We start from the raw sequence: 22,329 nt of genomic DNA, 5'->3' as shown, positions 1-22,329 counted from the left end.
TGAAAATTTTTTGCTCACGGAATGTAGAATAGAGTAGAACATGCAGTTCCTCTCAAACGACTTATCTCCTGTTTGGGCCCAGGGCACTGTGAATACTGAAAACTCTCAGGTGCTCAGTTGTCGTATAGTAACAAAAAGAAGGCTTGTCCAAACAACTTTGTCTGTCTAATCCCGGAGCCCCGTAGATACTGAAAATTTCTTGCTTACATAGATGTCGAAGTGTAACGGAAAGGTACCGTCCACAAATGATTTTTCCTTTTTAATCCGGGATTCCCGTAGATGCTGAAAATTCTTAGGTACTCAGTTGTCGTATAGTAGCAAAAAGAAGGGTTGTCCAAACGACTTTGCTAAGTCGAGGCCCTAGGCCGAAGACTGTTAAGGCGGTGGAGGCTTGGGCAAGCCTTCTTTTTGTGGTCACGTAGATAACTTGACGTACCTAAGAATTTTCAGTATAATTTTATACGCAAGCTTGGGCCTATAGCTCAGGGGTAGAGCAACCGGCTCATAACCGGTCGGTCCCTGGTTCGATCCCAGGTGGGCCCACCAAACTTGTATAAATTGAATCAATGAAACCTGCTCCGATTGGAGCAGGTTTTTTGTTATAATATAGATATGAAGAGTAGATGGTATGAAGGTCGATGGACCTGTTAGTATACGAGGTAGTTATGAAAGCAAGACCTATGATGGATCGTTTAGAGGCGGTCTTTGATATCGTTCCCCATGCAGAATCTATTGCAGATATTGGAACGGATCATGGTTATTTAGCTGTTGAGTTAATTGTGAGAGGCAAGGCCAAACGCGTTATCGCTGGTGATGTTCATAAGGGCCCTTTGGAATCGGCCAAGTCCTATGTTACATCTCGAGGGCTTAGCAATGTGATCGACTGCCGCCTTGGTGATGGCTTGCAAGTTACTAAAAAGGGCGAATTAAACGGCGCCATCTGTTGCGGTATGGGTGGATTTTTAATGCGCGATATCGTTGAGAACGGTCCAGAACCGCTGGGGTTTTATGTGTTACAACCCCAGAATGGCCAGGCCGAATTACGCCAATATATGGTGGAAAAAGGATACCGTATTGTCAAAGAAATTATCATGAAGGATATGGGGAAAATGTACACTGCATTTGTAGCCGTTCGTTCTGACTGTGTCGATACATATGGTAACAATGCTAGCTATTCGATTCATTCTGACGATGCTCTTTATGATACATTGCCAAAGACCTCTATTCTTTGGTCTGTAGGGGCTTTATTAGCCAAAGAGAAACCTGCATTGTGGAATGAATATGTAGATTTTTTGATATATCAACGACAATGTGCGCTAGATGGCATGACAGTGGAACTTTCACATACGGAGAAATATAAACAATTACAACATGAAATAGATGAATTGGCCAGCCTGCGCTAATTATCGGTTAGGAGTGATACGATGGTGTTAGCAAAACAAATTATAGAATCGATGGAACAATGGGCACCGCCTCATTATGCTGAGTCATGGGATAATGTAGGCCTTATGGTGGGTTCGAAACAACGGGATGTATCCAAAATCATTACGACTCTCGATATTACACCGGAGGTCATAGAATATGCGATAGTTGAACAGGCCCAAATGATCATTAGCCATCATCCATTTATTTTTAAAGGTTTGAAATCATTACATTTAGATAGTCCTCAAGGAACATTAATCGAGAAACTGATAAAAAATGATATTGTTGTATATAGTGCACATACGAACTTAGATATTACCATTGGCGGGCTCAATGATATGTTGGCGAACCGATTAGGATTGACGAATGTGAGAGGCTTTGTTCCGACCGGTTCTGATATGGTATATAAAATTACCACCTTTGTGCCGACAGATACTGCCGATGCAGTACGTGAAGCAATGGCTAGTGCTGGCGCTGGTCGTATTGGCAATTACGAATCATGTAGCTTTAGTTTTACAGGCGAAGGTCGGTTTAGAGGTAATGATGAATCCCATCCGGTCATTGGTGAAGCTGGAACATTGACGGTTGTACCAGAGGTGGCCGTTAATGTTATCGTAGATGGTGCTCATAAACAGGCTGTTATCAATGCTATGAAAGAGGCTCACCCTTATGAAGAGGTGGCATACGAAGTATTTACGTTACATGAACCTAATGTAGGTCGTACGTTAGGTCGTATCGGTGAATTGCCTGAGACTATGGATTTTGAAAGCTTCCGCGAGCACCTCCAAGAATCTTTGCCACATGCTAATCTTAGATTTGGAGGCATTAAAAAAGATTCTATTAAAACGATAGCCCTTTGCTCTGGTGGTGGTGCAGAGTTTATCAAAAATGCAGTTAAGGCTGATGCATATGTAACAGGAGATGTAAAATACCATGATGCACAGCTAGCTAAAGAACTAGGTTTACTCGTCGTAGATGCAGGCCATTTTGGTACGGAAGAGATTGTGGCTGATGGTATCCGCGATTATTTACGAGATCAATCTGACAAAGGTGGTTGGGATATTACTGTACAATCCTTTGAGAACCAAGCAGATTTTTTCTTTGAATAAAAATCTATTTTAATAGTAAATTTCGATATTCTTGCATAGTATATACAGCTATGATAAACTGAATTGAAGCAAGTATGAAAGACGGTTGCGAGTCCATTGGACTCGAGGAAAGTCCGAGCTCCATAGGGCAGGATGCCAGATAACGTCTGGCGAGGGTGACCTTAGGGAAAGTGCCATAGAAAAGGAAACCGCCACGTCAGTGGTAAGGGTGGAAAGGTGAGGTAAGAGCTCACCAGCAGTCTGGTAACAGGCTGGCTCGGTAAACCCCATCCGGAGCAAGACCGAATAGGGAAGGGTTAACGGTGGTCCCGCCTACCTTCCGGGTTGTGTCGCTCGAGCGTGCAGGCGACTGTACGCCTAGAAAGATAATCGTCACCGCGCAAGCGGAACAGAACTCGGCTTAATGATTGCTTGCTTCTTATATAGTTTATAATATGTAACACATAAAGGAGGCCTTTCGATGGCTATTACTGCTATTACAAGCGTAGAACAATTTGATGAATTAGTATTAGGTTCTAAAGAGCTCGTTATTGTAGATTTTTGGGCTGGCTGGTGCGAACCTTGCACAGTTATGCGTCCAGAAGTAGAAGCTGTAGCAGAAAAATTGGACGGCCGCGTTAAATTCTTCAGCGTAGATGCAGAAGATAAGACTTTGCGTCCTATTCTTTTAAAAGAAGATGTAGAAGGTATTCCTTCCATGGTATTCTTTAAAGAAGGCAAACTATTAGATCGTCTTGCAGGTTACAAAAAAGCTGCTGTATTAGAATCTTTGATCAATGAAGTGATTAAACAATTCTAATTGATGAGAACACCTAGCTGGATAATAGTAGATATTATCTAGCTAGGTGCTTTTTTTATCAATTTTTTTGATATATATACATAATGTCATAGTTTTATGTAATTTAAAATGATATAATAAGTTAATCGAGATAATATATCTCTCAATAGTTATAGTTGATTAGGTAATATATACATATTGCTGCAAAGTTGTTGTAAGGAGGCTGTATTCCATGAAAAATCGTGTGAACAGTTTATGGACTCTCTTCCAAGAGAGACGTCTCAGTCGACGTACATTTATGAAATCTTGCGTGGCGTTGACTGCTATTCTAGGGTTGCCACCTACTATGCTTGATACAGTTGTAAAAGCTGCAGAAACAACAGAATTACCTACTGTAATCTGGCTTCATGGTCACGAATGTACCGGTTGTAGCGAATCCTTTATTCGCTCTTCCTCACCATTTACATCCGATGTAATCTTGAATATGATTTCTTTGGAATATGATGATACATTGGCTGCAGCATCTGGAGAACCTTTAGAGGAACACCTTAAAAAAATCATTGCTGAGAAAAATGGCAAATATATCCTCGCTGTTGAAGGTGGGGTTCCATTGGATGAAAATGGTATCTACTGTACAGTAGGTGGCCGTACATTTAAGGAATCTTTAGTAGAAGCTGCTAAAGGCGCTGCTGCAATCATCGAGTATGGTTCTTGTGCATCTTGGGGCGGTATTCAAGCGGCAAAACCAAATCCAACAAATACAGTGTCTGTATCCTCTGTTGTATCTGGTAAACCTATTATTAAAGTTCCTGGCTGTCCTCCAATTCCAGAGGTTATGACTGGTGTAGTTATGCACTACGCATTATTTGGTCAAATTCCTCCTTTGGATTCTCAAGGCCGTCCTAAACAATTTTATGGCAATCGCATTCACGATACTTGCTACCGCCGTGCGTTCTTTGACTCCGGTTTATTCGTTGAAGAATTTGACGATGATGCATCCAAAGCTGGTTGGTGCTTATATAAAGTAGGTTGTCGTGGACCTCAAACATATAATTCTTGTGGTAACTTGCGTTGGTGGAATGGTTTGTCCTATCCAATTCAATCCGGTCACGGTTGTATTGGTTGCTCTGAAAAAGGCTTCTGGGATAATGATGTATTCTACAAACGATTACCAGATATTCCATTGGCAAACACCATTACTACAGCTGATACAATCGGCACAGTAGCTGCTGTTGGTGCTACCGCTGCAGTTATCGTACATGGTGCTGCAACTCTTACGCGTAATAAAATTCTTGATATGAAAGAAGAAAAACGCTTGAAAGAACAAGGCTTATGGGATGAAAAGAAACATAATAATGGAGGAGGTCACTAATGAAACGCGTAGTAGTAGATCCGATTTCCCGTATTGAAGGTCATTTACGGGTTGAAATAAAAGTTGATGAAGCAAGTGGTAAGGTAGAGGACGCATTGTCCTCTGGTACTGCTTGGCGTGGCATCGAACTTGTTGCAAAGGACCGCGATCCTCGTGACCTTTGGGCATTTGTGCAACGTATTTGTGGCGTATGTACAACAACACATGCATTGGCAGCGTTACGTGCCGTAGAGGATGCACTTGGTATTTCCATCCCTAAAAATGCAAACTACATTCGTAATATCATGCATAGCTCTTTAGATGTACATGACCATCTCGTGCATTTCTATCATTTACATGCACTTGACTGGGTTAGCCCAGTAGCTGCACTTAGTGCGGACCCAGCTAAAACTGCACAATTACAAAATGACGTATTAGCTACTTATAATGTAAGTGGTCTAGCGCCAGCTGAAACAGCATCTAAAGATTCTGCATATCCTAAGGAATTCCCTAAAGCTACAACTGCTTACTTTACAGCTGTACAACAAAAGGTAAAGAAAATTGTAGAATCTGGCCAATTAGGCATTTTCTCTGCTCAATGGTGGGATCATCCTGATTACCAATTATTGCCACCAGAAGTTCATTTGATGGCTGTATCTCATTACTTGAATATTCTAGACCGTCAACGTGACGTAGTTATTCCTCACGTTGTATTCGGCGGTAAAAACCCTCATCCACACTATATTGTAGGTGGTATGCCATGTGCTATTTCTATGAATGACATGAATGCACCTATCAATACACAACGTCTTGCTGCTGTAGAACAATCTATTGCATTGGCTAAGGATTTAGTAAGTAATTTCTACTTGCCTGATTTATTAGCTATCGGCAAAATTTACGTTGAAAAAGGCATGGTCGATGGTGGTGGTCTTGCGAAAAAACGCGTTATGTCTTATGGCGATTACCCTGATGATGCGTATACAGGTATTTCTGATGGCGATTACCATAAAAAATGTATCGTTCGCTCTAATGGTGTTGTAGAAAACTTTGCATTAGGTGTAGATAAAGCTACATTTATCCCATTAGAAGGTAAGGATTTTATGGATCCTCAATACCTCAGTGAAGAGGTTGATCACTCTTGGTTCGCATATCCAGATGGCACTAGCACACTTCATCCACTCGATGGTGTGACAGACCCTAAATTTACAGGTCCTAAATCTGGTACAAAAGAAAAATGGGAATACCTTGATGAAGATAAAAAATATTCTTGGATTAAGTCCCCAACTTTCAAAGGCAAAACAGCAGAAGTGGGTCCACTAGCTAAATATATCGTTGTATATACAAAGGTAAAACAAGGTATTATCACTGATCCAACTTGGGCTGAATCCATGATGGTTCGTCAAATCGATACTGTATCCCAAGTATTGGGTGTGCCTGCTCATGTATGGATGACGACAATGGTTGGTCGTACTGCATGTCGTGGCCTTGATGCACAAGTGGCTTCTAATATTAGCCAATACTTCTTTGATAAACTCGTAGCTAACATCAAAAATGGTGATACTACTGTTGCGAATACATCTAAATTTGAGCCAAATAAATGGCCTAAGGATGCTAAAGGCGTTGGTCTTGTAGAAGCACCTCGCGGTGGTTTGGGGCACTGGATTCATATCAAAGACGGTCGTTCTGCAAACTATCAATGTATCGTACCATCTACATGGAACGCATGTCCTAAGACCGCAGCTAACGAACATGGTGCATACGAAGACTCTATGATTGATACACATGTTAAGATTGCGGACAAACCTCTTGAAATCTTGAAAGTTATCCACTCCTTTGACCCATGTCTCGCATGTGCAACCCATTTATACAATAAAAAAGGCGAGAAAATCGTTTCCGTCAATACAGATGCATTGTGTAAATAAAGGGTGGTGGGCTTATGTTAATACATACTGACAAAAAAGCGTATGTCGTATTTAGTTTATGGCTACGCATATTCCACTGGACAATGGTGCTTTCCGTAACAGCTTTATTCTGGACTGGCCTTTATATTGGTGATCCAGGTTTTGCAGCTATTACAGGGCATCCGGAACCAACTTTCGCTATTGATGGCTGGTTCTCTATGGAGACGATGCGTCGTATCCATTTCATTGCGGGTGTTATTTTGACATTCTCCTTTATATTCCGATTTGCTGGTGCACTTTGGAATCGCGGAGATAGATTGTTGCCTAAATTCCGTCAAAAACGGTATTGGTATGGCCTTCGCGAAACAACATTGCACTATTTGATGATTCCACAAAAGCATGAACATCACTGGTTACGTAACTCCTTGGCGAGAACGGCATATATGATGGTGTACATCATGTTCTTCTTTGAAATCATCACAGGTTTTTCAATGTATGCTATGATTGATCCTAATGGTATTATAGGAACTCTTTTTGCACCGATTATTACGCTATTTGGTGGTGAATATAAAGTTCATATTATCCATCACTATATTGCATGGGGCTTCTTATTCTTTACCATTATTCACGTGTACATGGCATTCCGAGAAGATGTTATGGAAGAATCTGGCGAAGTATCCGCTATGGTTTCCGGCATGAAATATTATGCCCATGATCCTATCGATATTGAAGACCTTAACGGTAAACGCCGTCGTGGTGAACGTATCGATAAACCATCTGGTACTACATATCGTCCAAGCAATCCTGACGATCCACGAGAAAAGGAATTACAAGATGACTAATATATCCACTGAAGAACAATTTGGTGGCATAGAATACGCGGGCTCTGAGAGCCCGCGTATTGATTTACATGCCATTTATGATGATTATGAGAACTCTATTGTCGTCCTAGGGGTAGGTAATATTTTGCTTACCGATGAGGGCCTTGGAGTTCATGTTGTAGAAGATTTGAAAACTAATTATACTTTCACCCCTCAGATAAGCTTGATTGATGGCGGAACGATGGGGATGGAATTATTGACCTACATGCGAGGCATGAAGAAAATTCTCTTGATTGACGCCGTTAATGGTGGTGAAGCACCTGGCACAATCTATGAGTTCCCACATCGCGAATTAGAACAGTATTTTACGGACCATATTTCTGTTCATGAAGTAGGTATGCAAGATATATTGCGCATTCGTGCCATTCAAGAAAATCCATTGGAAGATGCTATTGTTATAGGTGTTGAACCGGAGTCCTTAGACGTAGGATTTGAACCTAGCGCACCTGTACAAATGGCATTACCTGAGGTAAAAGAACGCGTTCTACGTGTTCTTCGCGAATGGGGCGTACAAATCGAACCTAAATAAACTGATATGTTTATAGATAAATAAGAATAGATTGATAGGATGAGAAAGGAGGGACACTATGATTGAAAATTACAATAATGTACGTGCCGTTCTAAATGAGTTGCGTCAAGCACTAAAGCAATTACGTGAAACTGGTGCAACCTATTCCATATATATTGAGAAGACAGGCCTTGCTGAAGAAGAGCAAGTAGAGGTGCTAGAAACTTTAGGGCGTGGACATATTACGATTACCTTCAATGAAACAGATCAACCTGTAGAATGGTATGAATCTCAATTTTCTGGCATTTGGGTTGGTACCTATAAAAATGGTCGTGATGACTCAATCCTACATACGGTAGAGGTAGCTCGTTATCCTGAAGTAGTAGGTGCTTTTGATGAAGATATGGTGACAGCAGAAGAAGATCTTACGACATGGATTGATGCTGCGGGGCTATAAAACAAATAGTTTAATGCCTATATATATGATATGCGTAAAAGTGTATAAATATAACGTTTTAATAAATAGATAGCTTATTAATAAGCGCTTAAGATAAGATTGTAATATGAAGAGAATGAACCTCAAAATCCTGAAAAGTAGCATAGCTATGGGGATTATGAGGTTCATCTTCTTTATTGTCAACCTTTTAAATTTGCCTATATTGACGATTTAACGCTAAAATATAGAAGTAATCGACGGAGGATATATGTTAGTTTCAATTGTTGTACCTGTATATAATGAAGAAGAAAATATAGCTATTTTTTACAATGCCGTAACAAAAGTTATGACAGGTCTACCTTATGAATATGAACTTATCTATGTCGATGATGGATCTACGGACTCGTCTGTTGTCGTTTTGCGCGAGATTGCAAAACTCGATACGCGAGTTAAGGTCGTGTTATTGGCACGGAACTTTGGTCATCAGACTGCGTTGACATGTGGTCTTGATTATGCCAAAGGTGATGCGGTAATCACCATGGATGGTGATATGCAACATCCGCCGGCTTTGATTCCAGAACTGATACGTTTGTGGGAGGCTGGTTACGATGTGGTACGTACCATACGCGACTCTACGGAGGATGCCAGCTGGGCAAAATCCTTCACATCTAAATATTATTATAAACTGATGAATAAAATGGCAGATGTTCCCATCGTAGAAGGGGGATCTGATTTCCGTTTAATGAATCGTAAGTCGCTAGAAACTTTGAAACATTTCCGTGAACACGGACGTTTCTTGCGTGGCATCGTTGGTGCACTTGGCTATCGCCAAGCGGAACTTCACTTTGTTGCGCCTCCTCGCTTTGCAGGGGTTTCGAAATTCAGTGTGCGCAAAATGATTCGCTTTGCCCTTGATGGGGTTACTGCGTTTTCTCGCGTGCCATTGCGTGCGGCTTTGTATGTAGGTGTCCTATGTGGGGGCTTGAGTTTTCTCTTGATTCTACATTTGCTCTACGTGTACTTAACGGGTCAAGCATTAAATGGGTGGACCACCTTGGGCGTGTCCATATTATTTATCGGTGGTATCCAATTAGTTGGACTTGGCATCATTGGCGAATACGTAGGACGCGTATTCGAAGAGGTAAAACAACGTCCATTATATTGGGTGAAAGCTACTATAAATTTTGATGGTGAAAATCCAGAAATAGCTTATGAACCATCAAAAGCTGATATATTTATAGCCAATCAAGTACCTGGCCCTGAAGAAGATAAAGACTAGCTGTATTTGTTGGATGCAAATAGAGAGACGGTTAGTATATTTTGAATAAGTAAACTCACTTTGAAGTTTTAGGAAGGAAGAATATGAAGTCAAAATATAGTAAGAGTAAAATTGCGGCATTAACATTAACATTTGTATGTGCTACCACTGCGATGGCAAGCGCTACAACATTACAATATGGTGATAAAGGTAGAAACGTAATCGCTGTACAACAACAATTAATTAAACACGGTTACAATGCAACCGATAAAAATGGTGTGTATGGTAAGGAAACAAAATGGGCTGTACGCCTATTCCAACAAGATCGTGGTTTACCTGTAGATGGTATTATTGGACCAGCAACGTACAATGCATTGATGGGTGCTCCTCGTACAACAAAAGCAGTATTATCCAATAATGCAGCTACAAAAGCGGTGGCAACAAAATCTGCTTTCACAAATCAAAATGCTCAATCTAGACGTCTTGCAGGCCAAAACGTTAAGTTGAATAATTTGAAAAAGGTACAAACGCCAAACAATATTCATGCTATTTTGGCAGAAGCCGATAAATACCGCGGTGTTCCGTATGTATTTGGCGGTACTACACCAAGTGGTTTTGACTGCTCTGGTTATGTTAAATATGTATTTGCAAAACAAGGTATTTCTTTGCCACGCTTAGCGGATGAACAATACAATGTAGGTGTTGAAGTTTCTCGCGCGAACTTAAAGGCAGGGGATTTGGTGTTCTTTGAAACCTATGAACCAGGTCCATCTCATTCCGGTATTTACATTGGCAATGGTAAATTTATCAGTGCTACATCTAGCCGTGGCGTAGCCGTAGCAGACCTTGATACTGGTTATTGGGGCGAACGCTATATTGGCGCGAAACGCGTTATATAATATATGGTTTCTCCATGTAGAACCATTGGTGAACTATATATGAGCCATAAAAAGGGGCTATACGAATCAATTATGTTCTGTTGATTTGTATAACCTCTTTTTTGTATCTCTTTTTATGGCAACTAAATGGAATAGAGAATGCTAATGAAGGTTAATTATATCCGGATATATATAGGTTATAATAGATTTTCTATGGTTTTTACGTTATAATTAAGAGTAAATTATTTTAGGAGGAATATACACATGAAAGGTAATGAACTGCGTCAAGCATACTTGCAGTTTTTTGAAAGCAAAGGACATTTAAAATTAGATAGTTTTTCTCTTATCCCAGAAAACGATCCGTCTCTATTATTGATCGGGGCAGGTATGGCGCCATTAAAGCCTTTCTTTACAGGTAAATTGGTACCTCCTTGTCATCGTATTACGACAAGCCAAAAATGTATGCGTACTGGTGACCTTGAAAACGTAGGCCGCACAGCACGTCACCATACATTCTTTGAAATGCTTGGTAACTTCTCCTTTGGAGATTACTTTAAAAAAGATGCTATTCATTGGGCATGGGAATTTTTAACAGAAGTTATTAAACTCGACAAAAACAGATTATATGTCACTGTATATCCAGATGACCAAGAAGCATATGATACATGGCACAACGATTGTGGCGTAGAAGAAAGCCACATTACACGCCTTGAAGATAACTTCTGGGAAATCGGTGAAGGTCCATGTGGTCCAGATAGCGAAATCTTCTTCGACCAAGGCCCTGAACATGGTTGTGATGATCCTAACTGTGCACCTGGTTGTGACTGTGACCGTTACCTTGAAATTTGGAACCTCGTGTTCACTCAATTCAATAAAATGCCAGACGGTTCCTATGAGCCATTGCAACATAAAAACATCGATACTGGCGCCGGTCTTGAACGATTGGCTTCCGTATTGCAACATTGCAAAACAAACTTTGAAACAGATTTGATTTTCCCAATCATAGAAGCGACTGCAAAACGCGCTGGTGTTAAGTATAACGAAGACCCAAATACAGATGTATCCTTGAAGGTTATTGCTGACCATGCTCGTGCTGTAACTGCGTTGATTTCCGATGGTGTATTACCATCCAATGAAGGCCGCGGTTACGTATTGCGTCGTATCTTGCGCCGTGCTGTACGTCATGGCCGTTTGCTTGGTATCGAAGGTTTATTCTTAACACCACTTATCGATGTAGTTGTAGACATTCTTGGCCCTGGTATCAAATCCATTGCTGAAAAACAAGACTTCGTTAAACGTGTCGTTCAAAACGAAGAAGAACGTTTCAACCAAACATTGGAACAAGGTCTTGAGTTATTAAATTCCTTAATCGATACATTGGCTGCTGAAAAAGCAACTGTAGTTCCTGGTACAGAAGTATTCAAACTATATGATACATATGGATTCCCTTGGGAATTAACAGAAGAAATCGCATCCGAACGCGGTTTCACAATCGACCATGAAGGCTTTGACGCTGCCATGAAAGAACAACGTGAACGCGCTCGTGAAGCTCGCGTAAAAGAAGATGCTAAGGTAGCTACACCAGATATTACATTCTTAAAAGACGAAGAACTTGTAGAAAATGAAGCAGAAACGGCATCCTCTGTATTGATGCTTGGTAAAGGCTCTGAACGCTTGCAAACCGCTGTTGATGGCGATGAAATCACTGTTATTGTGCGCACTACACCATTCCATGCTGAAGGGGGCGGTCAATTAGGTGATACTGGCTTTATCGTTGGTCCAATGGGCAAGGTAGAGATTCATAATACAAAACGCTTACCAGAAGGTACTGTATACCATATCGGTACTGTTGTAGAAGGTTCCATCTCCGAAGGCGATGATGTAACGCTTGAAGTAGATACAGCTCGTCGTGCAGCGATGGCTCGTAATCATACAGCAACTCACTTGTTGCATGCTGCATTAAAACGCGTGCTTGGCGAACATGTTAACCAAGCAGGTTCTTTGGTAACACCAGATTACTTGCGTTTCGACTTCACACATTTCTCTCCTGTAACACAAGAGGAACTTGATCAAATCGAAGCCCTTGTAAATGAAGAAATCCTTAAGGCTACAGATCTTGCTATTGCTGAAATGTCTATGGACGAAGCAAAAGCGAAAGGTGCTATGGCACTCTTTGGCGATAAATATGGCGATGTAGTTCGCGTAGTAGAGGTTCCTGGTTTCTCCGTTGAATTGTGCGGCGGTTCTCATGTAGGCAATACAGCTTTCATCAGTTCCTTCCGCTTAACATCTGAATCCGGTATCGGTTCTGGTGTACGTCGTATCGAAGCGATTACAGGTCGTGCCGCTCTCGATGCAGCAAAACATGATCGTTTGACTATTGAACGCATTGCTAGTGAATTAAAAACTAAACCTGTCCAAGTAGAAGAACGTTTGCACCAAGTATTGGCAGAGGCTAAAGAAACAGCTAAAGAATTAGACCAAATTCGCAAAGAGGTTTCTGCTGCAGGTGCTGCTGATATCGTAGCTGGTAAGGTTATGATTGGCGATGTAGCATTTGTTGCTGCGTCTGTGAAAGCATCCTCTATTGATGAATTGCGTGATTTCGCTGATATGGGCCTTGATAAATTAGATGGTTCTGGCGTAGTACTCGTAGGTGCCGCTATGGGCGATGACAAGGTAAACTTTGTATGTAAAGTTTCCAAAGATGTTGTCGGTAAAGGCGTAAAAGCTGGTAATATCGTTAAAGCAGCAGCTCAAGTAGCTGGTGGTAATGGCGGTGGCCGTCCAGATATGGCGCAAGCAGGTGGTAAAGAACCAGCTAAATTGATGGATGCATTAAAAGCAGCTGGCGAAGCTGTTAAAGAAGCTCTTAACGCATAATACGTTCTATAGGTATATCTTGCATATGCTATAATAGAAACATACAATACATATATGTGGGCCACGTACGTGGCCCATTCATACAAAGGAGGGATACCCATGAAGGTTTCAGATGAAACTATGTTATTCCGTAAAGTAGACGATGAACCGATGACTGCCGAAGAGGTATTGACTCGCGTTTATAAATCTATTCAAGAAAAAGGATATAATCCTATCAATCAAATCTTAGGTTATCTTATCTCTGGGGATCCAGCGTACATTACAAGCTATAATAATGCACGTAGTGATATTCGCCGTTTAGAACGTGATGATTTAATCGAAGAATTATTAAAAGAATACGCAAAGGCTAAACAACTATAATGAGAATTATGGCATTAGACGTAGGCAGTCGCACCATTGGCATCGCATGTAGTGATGCGCTATTGATGACTGCTCAAGGTATAGAAACGATTCGTCGTACATCCTTAGAAAATGACTTTAACCGATTGCGTGAATTGATTTCAGAATACGAAGTGCATGAACTCGTAGTGGGCATGCCGAAGAATATGAACGGCACCAAGGGGGAGCGCGCTGAAAAAACGGAAGAATTTGTCGAAAAAATGAAGGCTGTCATCGACTTGCCTGTTACATTTTGGGATGAACGTTTATCTACCGTTATGGCCGAACGTCAACTCATTGCAGCTGATGTGAGTCGTAAAAAACGAAAGGGCATCATCGATAAAATGGCTGCTGTCGTTATTTTACAAGGCTATTTAGACAGACTACAATTTAGTAAATCTTAATTTGCATAGATATCTAATGCGAATATCAAACAGGTTCTTATATACATAATAAAGGAGGGAATACCCATGGTTGATCAAAATTACGAAGGTGAAATTTTCTATCTCGAATTTGAAGATGAAGATGGTAACAAACAATATTTTACAGAAGATGTAATCTTGAATCATGAAGGTCAAGAATACGCTGTACTTGTTCATGTACAAGATGAAGATCATGAAGGTCAAGATGATACATATATGATTTTGGCTCGCATCGAAACAAACGATGAAGGCGAAGAGGAATATGTTCCATTAGATGAAGATGATGAAAACTTCGAAGTATTGGTAAATATGTACGAAGCAATGGGGGAAGAAGAATAATTTCTAAGCCCTCAAAGACTCTAGTATAACGGTTGTTATACTAGGGTCTTTTTTGTAATTGTAACCTCTTGTGTACTAATTGACTCATGGTTATTTGGTTTGTGGATAATATAAAAGAAGAGATACATCGAAAGCCTTTAATATGATATAATAAGATGATATACAATGGTTTGTAATAGAAAGGAACTCATCCATGAGAAAAGCCTTAAAATATGTTTCCGTAGGTGTTCTTAGCCTTGCTATTTTAGGTGGTGGTGCTTTAGGTGCATCCTATTTTGTACCAAATACCTTTAACGATGACGGAGGATCTCAAGTCCTCGTAATAGGCAAGGATGCAACAGGAACAGAAATTGCCGATATGCTCTATGAACATGGACTAATTCGGTCTACACAGGTGTTTAAATTATGGTTAGCTCTTAGTGGAACCGGTTCAAAATTACAATCTGGTCACTACCAAATTCCAAATAAGGTATCGGTCCATGAATTAATTAACTTATTACAAGAGGGTCACGTTGAGTCCATTAAATTAACGATTCCTGAAGGGTATACCGTAGGGGATATCGCTATTGCTCTTGAAAAAGCTCAAATTATGAAAGCTTCCGATTTCTTGGCAGAGGCGAAAACATTCGTCCCATACCCATATATGAAGGGTACTAAACCGACTACATATCCTGTAGAAGGTTTCCTTTTCCCAAGTACTTATGAAGTGCCAGTTGGTGCTACGCCAAAGGATGTCATTTTGATGATGTCTGAGCAAATGAATCGCTATTTAACACCAGCTGTTAAAAAACAAATTCAAGCACAACACATGAGTATTCATGATTTTGTAACCTTAGCATCCATCGTTGAACGTGAATCATTATATGATGCGGATCGCCCAACCATTGCGGGTGTATTTAAGAAACGCTTAGCACATGGTATTCCATTGCAATCTGATGCAACTATTTCTTATGTTCTTGGTTATGCAAAGGAAAATGTAACGCTTGGAGATACGCAGTTACAAAGTCCTTACAATACATATGTAAGTAAAGGTTTGCCACCAGGACCGATTGCAAACCCTGGTAAAAAGGCATTAGATGCGGTACTTCATTCTGAAGATACAGATTATCTATACTTTGTAGCCGATAAAGATGGTCATAATCATTTCTCCAAAACATATGCTGAGCATTTGGCTGAGGTTGAAAAAATTTATGGTGCTGAACAAGCGAGTGCAGGCTCTTCTAATCAAGGTCAGGCTCCTGCATTGGCACAAGCTGGTCCTAACTATGACGTAGCGGCTACATCAGAACCAGATTACAACTACAGCTCTGCTGAGGCTGTAGCGGCAGATTCTCAATATGTAGATGTAGAACCAACATATACATATACACCGACAACTGTACCGGCAGCAACTCAAGTAACGCCAGCGCCAGCAGCACCGGCAGCAAGTGAACAACCGGCTACAACATCATCGCCTAGCCAAATACCGGAAAGCATGCAACAAGTAGTTCCACAACAATCGGCACCGGTTCAATCGGCACCTGCAGTGGAAGAACCTCGTGTGATTCGACCTAGCACACAAACCACACCTGCTTCTGGTAATACTCGCGGCGGCGTTGATAGATAATTAGCGTATATGATTACTTTCACAGTCAAATAAATAGTAGGAATTTATAATACATTTTATGGAATTAAATGAGATATTAAATGAGCAGCGTATTTACGCGATGATTAATAATGTACCAATCCTTCGGGAATCTGAGGTGCATTTATTTGAAGAATTGATTGGATTATACCGGCCCACCTCTGTGCTAGAGGTGGGCACCGCCATTGGTTACTCTACATTACTGATGGCACCTCTTATTGAACGAGGCGGGAAAATCACATCTATTGAATTGGATGAGGTTCGCCATGAGATGGCGAAATACTATATAGGTCAATCCGAGTATAAGGATCAAATCACATTGATTAAAGGTGATGCGAAGGACGTATTAACGCAAATCAAAGGTGAATATGATCTTGTATTTCTCGATGGGCCTAAGGGACAATATCTTAATCAGCTAGAGGTCATATTACCTCATGTGAAAGAAGGTGGCGTCATCCTTGCCGACAATGTTCTCTTTAGAGGCTATGTGCGTGGCGACAAAGAGGCACCGCATCGATTCAAAACTATTGTTAAGCGATTACAAGCGTATTTAGCATATGTAGAAAATAAAGAATTATTTAACACCACCATTTACCCGATGGGAGATGGCATGAGTGTGAGCGTGTGGAAAGGACACAACAAATAATGGCAGATCATTTTATGGAATTGCTTTGTCCAGCAGGTAATATGGACAAATTAAAAATGGCCATTCGCTATGGTGCGGATGCCGTTTATTGTGCAGGCAAACGATTTGGTTTGCGTGCTGGTAACTCCAATTTTTCCGACGAAGAATTGAAGGAAGCCGTTCAATTTGTACATGAACATGGCAAAAAAATCCACGTTACATGTAATATCATTCCTCACAACGAGGACTTTGAAGGTCTTGAAGACTATTTGAAATTTCTTGAAAGTATCGGTGTCGATGCGATTATCGTTGCTGATATGGGCATCTTTAGCTTGGCTAAACGCGTAGCACCAGGCCTTGAACTTCATGTGAGTACACAAGCATCCACGACGAACTGGCATACTGTGCAAATGTGGAAGGAACTTGGTGCGGCTCGCGTTGTAGCAGCTCGCGAAGTATCTGTAGCGGATCTTAAGGAAATGAAGGAACATGTAGATATCGAAATCGAGTCCTTCGTACATGGTTCTATGTGTATTTCCTATTCTGGCCGTTGCCTCTTATCTAACTACATGACCGGTACACGCGATGCTAACCGCGGTCAATGTTCTCAATCTTGCCGTTGGAAATACAGCATTGTAGAATCCAATCGCCCTGGCGAATATTATCCAATCGAAGAAGATGAACATGGCACATACATCTTTAACTCCAAGGATTTATGCCTCATTCATCGCATTCCAGAATTGTATGAAGCAGGCATCGATAGCCTTAAAATTGAAGGTCGCATGAAATCCGTTCACTATTGTGCAACGGTAGCTAAGGTATACCGTACAGCTATCGACACCTATTTGAAGGAACGTGAAAACTGGTACGTTCGTCCAGAATGGATTGCTGAATTAGAAAAAATTTCCCACCGCCCTTACACAGATGGTTTTGCTGATGGCCGTCCTGATGAAAGCGCACAAAACTACGGGAAATCTACAAATACTCAATCCCATGATTTCATCGGTTTAGTGCTTGGCTATAACGATGAAGAAAAATATGTGGATCTTGAACAACGCAATAATTTCAAGGTAGGGGATAAGGTAGAATTTTGCCAACCTAAGGGTGAACTTGTAGAGGCTGTTATCGAAAAAATGACAGACGAAGATGGTAATCCTATCGATGTAGCACCTCATGCGCAAATGAAGGTTCGTTTGTATATGGATACAAAATTGGAACCATATTCCATGATGCGCCGCGAGTGCAAGGTGAAAGCAGAGTAACATGGTACATGAAAATACTGCTACTATGTCAATGCTTGATGAAATGACACCTGATGAAGTGACACATGATGAGACGATACCGTTACGCGATAATCAAGAACCATTGATGCCGTCGCGTTCATTGTCTGGCTTTCCTGAACTGCCTTCGTATAGCGGCACAGGTGAGGAAGGCTATTTGTACTTTCACATAGATCCAAAACATACAAATTATGTCAATCGCATCTTAGAAGGCTATGAATACGTAGGTGTTATGACTAGCCGAGACAAGTCGGGGCGCTGCATGGTGCGGTGTACACCGGATACGCGCAGTCTAGCCAGCGAAATCCTATCGCGCTTGCCAGAGGTTACCTTAGAAATATAGTTCAATAGCATCGATTAGAGAATTATCCAAATTTAGGAGAATAATAATGAAATGTAATGTATTAAAACGCGCATTTGTTTTAACAGCACTTGGTGCTTCTATGGCAACCGCTGCTTTTGCAGCGCCAAATGGTCCTGTCATGATTCCACAACCAGGTACGGTTGTGGTGATTAACCATAATCCAGATGTAACATTTGCTGGTAATATTAACTTTGATGTTGAAAGCCAAGAAAACAATAATTTGAAAATTGGTTCTACTGTTGTACCAAATGTATTATATGGTGCCGTATTCAACAAGTCCGGTGCTCCTGATACAATTGTGCCAGCACAAACCTATGTATTTACAGGGGCCAAAGAAGTGCCTGCGGCGTTGACATCTCCTAGCGATGAAGGTAAACCAGGTGCAACTTGGTCTGTGGAAACAATTAAGAAAACTAAATCTGGCGATATTCAAGTGGCTAGCCGTGGTGTACCTGAAAAACCATTGGGCGTACAAATGGAAATCATTAAAGATACTTTCACAATGGGCGCTATCGACAATAGTAAAACTGTACAAGGTCAAAACAGCAAGGGTACATTGTACATGACCGTTCCTAAGGATTTAAAACTCAATCCTAGTAACGACATTCCTGCAGATGTTCGTGAAACAATGCCAGCTATGCTTCGTGGCCGCATGGGCGAATCCATGATGGTTAACCTATTGCCACTAAACGATGAAGAAAAACAACAACTTCGCAATAACCCGCACAATGCGAATGCTATCGTATTTAACCGCGCTATGGGAATGGCGAGCAGCATCGGCAACTCCGCTAAACAAAGCAAAGTATATACATACATGAAAGACCATTACCTCAACATAATTATTGTTGCAAAAGATTACGACGATAATGGTGCTCGTGGTAGCGGAGTCTTGATGGTATCTAAACAAGACAATTCCGATGACGTAATGTTGATCCTATTCAAGGGCCCAGACATTACAAACTCTAAAATTGAAAAAGTAATTGGATCCATGCTATCTGCGCACTTTGAACGTAAATAGATAGTTCTTGGAAATACTACAGGCCTGTACTAATTTTGGGAAGATGTGTATGCGTATCTTTAGAAATAGAACAGGCCTGTACTAATTTTAGAGAGATGTGTATGCGTGCCTTTAGGAATAGAACAGGCCTGTACTAATTTGAGGGATATGTTAATAGAGCGTGTTTTAAGAATAGAACAGGCCTGTTCTAATTTTTAGAGAGATGTGTATGCGTATCTTTAGAAATAGAACAGGCCTGTACTAATTTTAGGAAGATGTGTATGCGTATCTTTAGGAATAGAACAGGCCTGTACTAATTTTAGAGAGATGTGTATGCGTACTTTTAGGAATAGAACAGGCCTGTACTAATTTTTAGAGAGATGTGTATGCGTGCCTTTAGGAATAGAACAGGCCTGTACTAATTTTAGGAAGATGTGTATGCGTGCCTCTAGAAATAGAACAGGCCTGTACTAATTTTTAGAAGATGTGTATGCGTATCTTTAGAAATAGAACAGGCCTGTTCTATTTTTTAGGAGGTACTTATATAGTTGAAATTTTTTAGTACCTATGATAAGATATCTTAGTAAAAGTGATGCAAAGGACATGATTCTCATATCCCTGTGTACCAGAGAGAGGCAGATGCTGGAAATGCCTTACACATATATTTGAGTTACCCCCTTTAAACTGATTTGTCGAACTTAAAGTAGGCAAATACGGCAGCCACCGTTATCGGGCTTAATGAAGTGAATGAACTGTATCCTTGTGATGCGGTGAATTAACTAGGGTGGAACCGCGAATGATCTTCGTCCCTTGTTTTGTAGGGATAGGGGGTCTTTTTTTATTACAAAAATCCAGTCTATCCTAGATAATAAATTGGAGGAAATTAAAATGGCAGATGTAAAAATCATTTTACCTGATGGTAGTGCAAAGGAATACGCTGCTGGCACTACTCTTGGGGAAGCAGTAAAAAAATTGTCTAATAGTTTGGCTAAAAAAGTGTTAGCAGCTAATGTAAATGGAGAATTAACAGACCTTCGCGAAGAACTCGTAGATGGTTCTGAAGTAGCGTTTTTAACATTCGAAGAAGATGGTGGTAAACACACATTACGTCACACAGCTTCTCATGTTATGGCACAAGCAGTTAAACGCTTATGGCCAGAAGCAAAATTGGCTATCGGTCCTGCTATCGATAAAGGTTTCTACTATGATATCGATATGGAACATACTTTGACTCCTGAAGATTTGACTAAAATCGAAAAGGAAATGAGCCGTATTGTGAAAGAAAACTTGCCTATTACTAAATCTGTAATGTCTCGTCAAGAAGCTATCGAGTTCTTCAAATCTAAAAACGAAGATTACAAGGTAGAATTGATCGAAGACCTTCCTGAAGATGCTGTGATTTCTTGCTATGCACAAGGCGATTTTGTTGACCTTTGTGCAGGCCCTCATGTAGCATCTACTGGTAAGGTGAAAGCTTTCAAATTACAAAGCATTGCAGGTGCATACTGGCGTGGCGATGAAAAGAACAAAATGTTGCAACGTATCTACGGTACAGTATTTGAAAAGAAAGAAGAACTAGATGCATACCTTCACATGCTTGAAGAAGCGGCTAAACGCGACCACCGTAAACTCGGTAAAGAACTTGGTTTGTTCGTTATCAAAGAAGAAGGTCCTGGCTTCCCATTCTTCTTGCCAAAAGGCATGGCTCTTCGCAACGAATTGGAAAACTTCTGGCGCGAAGTACATCATGATTTCGAATATGATGAAATCCGCACACCAATCATCTTGAATAAACATTTGTGGGAAACATCTGGTCACTGGGATCATTACCGTGAAAATATGTATACTACAATCATTGATGACGAAGAATATGCAATTAAACCTATGAACTGCCCAGGCGGTATCTTAGTTTACCAAAACGAAATGCATTCCTACCGTGACTTGCCACTTCGTTATGCAGAACTTGGCCTAGTTCACCGTCATGAATTGTCCGGCGCACTACACGGCTTGTTCCGCGTTCGTGCTTTCACACAAGACGATGCGCACGTATTTATGTTGCCTGAACAAATGCAATCCGAATTGATGAAAGTTATCGAATTGTTCGACCGTATCTATAGCCAATTTGGTTTGAAATATCATGTTGAATTGTCTACTAAACCAGACAATGCAATGGGTGATGATGCAATTTGGGAAGCAGCTACAGAAGCATTGCGTAACGCTATCGAAGCAAAAGGCATTGATTATGTTATCAACCCTGGCGACGGCGCGTTCTATGGTCCTAAACTCGATTATCATATCGAAGATTCCTTGGGCCGTACATGGCAATGTGGTACTATCCAATTGGATATGAACTTGCCTGAACGCTTCAACGTAGAATATATCGGTGAAGATGGTCAAAAACATCGTACTATCATGATTCACCGTGCATGCTTCGGTTCCATGGAACGTTTCATCGGTATCTTGACTGAACACTATGCTGGTGCATTCCCAACTTGGATGGCACCTGTTCAAGTGAAAATATTACCTATCTCCGAAAAACACGTGGAATACGCTAACCAATTGGCAAAACAAATGCGCCATGACTACGTTCGCGTAGAAGTAGACGATCGCAACGAAAAAATTGGTTACAAAATTCGCCAAGCACAAATGGAAAAAGTTCCTTACATGCTCGTTGTTGGCGATAAAGAAATGGAAGACAATTCTGTTAACGTACGTAAACACGGTGGCGACGAATTGGGTACAGTTCCATTTGACGAATTCTTCAATTCCATTAAAATTGAAATTAAAGAACGCAACTAATTATATAATTGTTGATATATCTGATTATTTATCTATCATTTTTTGATGGATTTAACGATATTTGGTCAATAATAATTTAGTATAAAAAATCCTCTT

Annotated in this window: 20 protein-coding genes, 1 tRNA gene, 1 other RNA gene and 1 other annotated feature; all 22 genes read left to right on the top strand. The window is 40.7% G+C overall.

Going from position 1 to position 22,329, the window contains the following annotated elements; translation table 11 throughout:
• Positions 1 to 471: 471 nt before the first annotated feature.
• Positions 472 to 546: transfer RNA gene (locus VAHSUH02_RS06995), tRNA-Ile, on the top strand.
• Between the two features lie 119 nt (positions 547 to 665).
• The gene (locus tag VAHSUH02_RS06990; RefSeq protein ID WP_038148638.1) at positions 666 to 1,403 is read left to right on the top strand and encodes a tRNA (adenine(22)-N(1))-methyltransferase; all 738 of its coding nucleotides are present in this window, start codon (positions 666 to 668) and stop codon (positions 1,401 to 1,403) included.
• A 21-nt stretch (positions 1,404 to 1,424) separates the two neighbouring features.
• Complete coding sequence (locus VAHSUH02_RS06985) at positions 1,425 to 2,531, top strand: Nif3-like dinuclear metal center hexameric protein (RefSeq protein ID WP_005382636.1); 1,107 nt, start codon at positions 1,425 to 1,427, stop codon at positions 2,529 to 2,531.
• A 65-nt stretch (positions 2,532 to 2,596) separates the two neighbouring features.
• Positions 2,597 to 2,953, top strand: an RNA gene (rnpB, locus tag VAHSUH02_RS06980) — RNase P RNA component class A.
• A 38-nt stretch (positions 2,954 to 2,991) separates the two neighbouring features.
• Complete coding sequence (locus VAHSUH02_RS06975) at positions 2,992 to 3,330, top strand: thioredoxin family protein (protein ID WP_005382638.1); 339 nt, start codon at positions 2,992 to 2,994, stop codon at positions 3,328 to 3,330.
• A 211-nt stretch (positions 3,331 to 3,541) separates the two neighbouring features.
• Entirely contained in the window at positions 3,542 to 4,681 is a 1,140-nt protein-coding gene (locus VAHSUH02_RS06970) for a hydrogenase small subunit (protein ID WP_038148640.1), read from the top strand.
• Positions 4,681 to 6,582, top strand: a complete 1,902-nt coding sequence (locus VAHSUH02_RS06965; protein ID WP_005382642.1) for a nickel-dependent hydrogenase large subunit — start codon at positions 4,681 to 4,683, stop codon at positions 6,580 to 6,582. The genes VAHSUH02_RS06970 and VAHSUH02_RS06965 overlap by 1 nt, the downstream gene beginning before the upstream one ends.
• Positions 6,583 to 6,596: 14 nt before the next feature.
• Entirely contained in the window at positions 6,597 to 7,403 is an 807-nt protein-coding gene (gene cybH / locus VAHSUH02_RS06960; RefSeq protein WP_005382643.1) for a Ni/Fe-hydrogenase, b-type cytochrome subunit, read from the top strand.
• Positions 7,396 to 7,971 carry a HyaD/HybD family hydrogenase maturation endopeptidase gene (locus VAHSUH02_RS06955; RefSeq protein WP_005382645.1) on the top strand — a complete coding sequence of 192 codons (576 nt, stop codon included), beginning with the start codon at positions 7,396 to 7,398 and terminating at the stop codon, positions 7,969 to 7,971. Before cybH ends, VAHSUH02_RS06955 begins: the two co-directional genes overlap by 8 nt.
• 58 nt (positions 7,972 to 8,029) lie before the next feature.
• A complete protein-coding gene (locus VAHSUH02_RS06950) occupies positions 8,030 to 8,407 on the top strand; it encodes a hydrogenase expression/formation C-terminal domain-containing protein (RefSeq protein ID WP_005376242.1) in 378 nt (125 codons plus the stop codon).
• A gap of 247 nt (positions 8,408 to 8,654) precedes the next feature.
• A complete protein-coding gene (locus VAHSUH02_RS06945; protein ID WP_005382648.1) occupies positions 8,655 to 9,665 on the top strand; it encodes a glycosyltransferase family 2 protein in 1,011 nt (336 codons plus the stop codon).
• An 83-nt stretch (positions 9,666 to 9,748) separates the two neighbouring features.
• Positions 9,749 to 10,543, top strand: coding sequence for a C40 family peptidase (locus tag VAHSUH02_RS06940; protein ID WP_005382650.1), 795 nt, complete (start codon positions 9,749 to 9,751; stop codon positions 10,541 to 10,543).
• A 243-nt stretch (positions 10,544 to 10,786) separates the two neighbouring features.
• Positions 10,787 to 13,405: an alanine--tRNA ligase gene (gene alaS / locus VAHSUH02_RS06935; RefSeq protein WP_005382652.1), complete on the top strand. Its 2,619-nt coding sequence runs from the start codon at positions 10,787 to 10,789 to the stop codon at positions 13,403 to 13,405.
• Positions 13,406 to 13,504: 99 nt separating this feature from the next.
• Positions 13,505 to 13,765, top strand: a complete 261-nt coding sequence (locus tag VAHSUH02_RS06930) for an IreB family regulatory phosphoprotein (RefSeq protein WP_005376219.1) — start codon at positions 13,505 to 13,507, stop codon at positions 13,763 to 13,765.
• Positions 13,765 to 14,187 carry a Holliday junction resolvase RuvX gene (gene ruvX, locus VAHSUH02_RS06925; RefSeq protein ID WP_005382657.1) on the top strand — a complete coding sequence of 141 codons (423 nt, stop codon included), beginning with the start codon at positions 13,765 to 13,767 and terminating at the stop codon, positions 14,185 to 14,187. Before VAHSUH02_RS06930 ends, ruvX begins: the two co-directional genes overlap by 1 nt.
• 66 nt (positions 14,188 to 14,253) lie before the next feature.
• Complete coding sequence (locus VAHSUH02_RS06920) at positions 14,254 to 14,544, top strand: DUF1292 domain-containing protein (protein WP_005382658.1); 291 nt, start codon at positions 14,254 to 14,256, stop codon at positions 14,542 to 14,544.
• A gap of 193 nt (positions 14,545 to 14,737) precedes the next feature.
• On the top strand, positions 14,738 to 16,150 hold the full coding sequence (mltG, locus tag VAHSUH02_RS06915) for an endolytic transglycosylase MltG (RefSeq protein ID WP_005382659.1): 1,413 nt from the start codon (positions 14,738 to 14,740) through the stop codon (positions 16,148 to 16,150).
• A 58-nt stretch (positions 16,151 to 16,208) separates the two neighbouring features.
• Positions 16,209 to 16,814 (top strand): O-methyltransferase, encoded by a 606-nt coding sequence (locus tag VAHSUH02_RS06910; RefSeq protein ID WP_005382665.1) that lies wholly within the window; start codon positions 16,209 to 16,211, stop codon positions 16,812 to 16,814.
• Positions 16,814 to 18,055 carry a peptidase U32 family protein gene (locus VAHSUH02_RS06905; RefSeq protein WP_005382667.1) on the top strand — a complete coding sequence of 414 codons (1,242 nt, stop codon included), beginning with the start codon at positions 16,814 to 16,816 and terminating at the stop codon, positions 18,053 to 18,055. Before VAHSUH02_RS06910 ends, VAHSUH02_RS06905 begins: the two co-directional genes overlap by 1 nt.
• Position 18,056: 1 nt before the next feature.
• A complete protein-coding gene (locus tag VAHSUH02_RS06900) occupies positions 18,057 to 18,416 on the top strand; it encodes a DUF4911 domain-containing protein (RefSeq protein WP_005382668.1) in 360 nt (119 codons plus the stop codon).
• A 46-nt stretch (positions 18,417 to 18,462) separates the two neighbouring features.
• The gene (locus VAHSUH02_RS06895; protein ID WP_005382669.1) at positions 18,463 to 19,455 is read left to right on the top strand and encodes a hypothetical protein; all 993 of its coding nucleotides are present in this window, start codon (positions 18,463 to 18,465) and stop codon (positions 19,453 to 19,455) included.
• A gap of 562 nt (positions 19,456 to 20,017) precedes the next feature.
• Positions 20,018 to 20,248: a binding site (T-box leader), on the top strand.
• Between the two features lie 74 nt (positions 20,249 to 20,322).
• On the top strand, positions 20,323 to 22,233 hold the full coding sequence (thrS, locus tag VAHSUH02_RS06890) for a threonine--tRNA ligase (RefSeq protein WP_038148645.1): 1,911 nt from the start codon (positions 20,323 to 20,325) through the stop codon (positions 22,231 to 22,233).
• Positions 22,234 to 22,329: the final 96 nt, after the last annotated feature.

It is taken from the genome of Veillonella atypica KON (assembly GCF_002959915.1).
Classification (GTDB): Bacteria; Bacillota; Negativicutes; order Veillonellales; family Veillonellaceae; genus Veillonella; species Veillonella atypica.
Note: the sequence above shows the minus strand (reverse complement) of the source record. Positions and strands in the feature narration are given on the sequence as shown.